Source organism: Legionella parisiensis (assembly GCF_001467945.1).
GTDB classification, from domain to species: domain Bacteria; phylum Pseudomonadota; class Gammaproteobacteria; order Legionellales; family Legionellaceae; genus Legionella; species Legionella parisiensis.
This window is the reverse complement of the sequence record NZ_LNYQ01000013.1, coordinates 1055027-1056279: the sequence shown is the minus strand read 5'-3', so window position 1 is coordinate 1056279 and position 1253 is coordinate 1055027. Positions and strand designations below refer to the sequence as shown.

Here is a 1253-nt window from a genome sequence, read left to right as displayed (position 1 = left end):
GGCACTTTAATCTCCTTTTGATCGTCAAATCAAAGACTTAGTTTAGACTAAGTTGATTAAAGTGCCCCCTTAATTGGTGTAGAGCCAAAGCCCTCTGTTATTCCATTTGATTTACTAAACCGCCACATTCTGGCAACTTCATCTTTCCAAGCACAAAGTGTTCTGCCTAAAGAGGCTAATGCTTTAAAACCACTTTGCTTTAACTCAGCCAACATATCTAAGAAAGTAGGTATTACTTTACGACACTCATGCTGTGTTAACGCCCTTTTCATTAATAGTGAGTGCAGTTGTTGCTGAAATTGATATATAGCCTCTATTGCAGGATTTTCAGTGAGAAACGCATCTCTTTTGACTTTCTTCTCATTACTTAAGTTATCAGGTCTTGTTCTTAATAAGGCTAAGATACCTCTATTGTTTTTAATTTCAGTGGAGAGTTCTCGACAGGTCATCATACACTGATGTTGAATTAAACGGATTACATGAAACCTATCAGCCACTATCATGGCATTAGGAAAGTACTTTTTTACTAAGGAACGGTACGTACTACTCAAGTCCATACAAATCACTTTGACACGTTCTTTTCCAGGTAATTGCTGGAGATATTCTTTTAATTCTTGCTCACGACGGCCACGAACCACATCAAATATCTTATGTTTTCTTAGGTCACAAAAAGTAGTTGCAAACCCTTCTTTCTTACTGAAGAAATGTTCATCAATACCCAGTACCACAGGACATGGTTTATTGATTAATTCTCGATGCTGCTCTTCATAATGCCGCTGATACCAGCGTTCTATGGTCGCTTTACCTTTCTTATAACGCTCTGATAAATCTTTTTGAGATACCCCACGGCTATGCTCATGAAACACTGCAGCTTGAGCTCGCCAAGTAGCACGTTGATGTTTGTTAATTCCTGGAAATTGTTGATTACCATAACGGCAACAAGCATGACAATAAAGCTTATACGCTTTAAACCTCAATATACTTCGACGATGCCCTATTAACTCATGATGTACTGTCCTTAAATACGATGATTTCTTGCGAACCTGCTTACTTTGGCAATGACTACACCGAGCTAATCGATTATAAGTTACATCTAATAATAAGGGTTGATACCCACTCACTTTTAATATGGAAAATCCAGGTAAATTTAGGATAAGATTGTACTTCGGCACTTTAATCTCCTTTTGATCGCTAAATCAAGGACTTAGTTTAGACTAAGTTGATTAAAGTGCCCCCTTAATTGGTGTAGAGCC

1 pseudogene is annotated in these 1253 nt (G+C 37.7%); it reads right to left on the bottom strand.

Annotated elements, in window-relative coordinates:
- Positions 1 to 86: 86 nt before the first annotated feature.
- Positions 87 to 1172: pseudogene (locus tag Lpar_RS10735) on the bottom strand (ISL3 family transposase); the annotation flags it as partial.
- Positions 1173 to 1253: the final 81 nt, after the last annotated feature.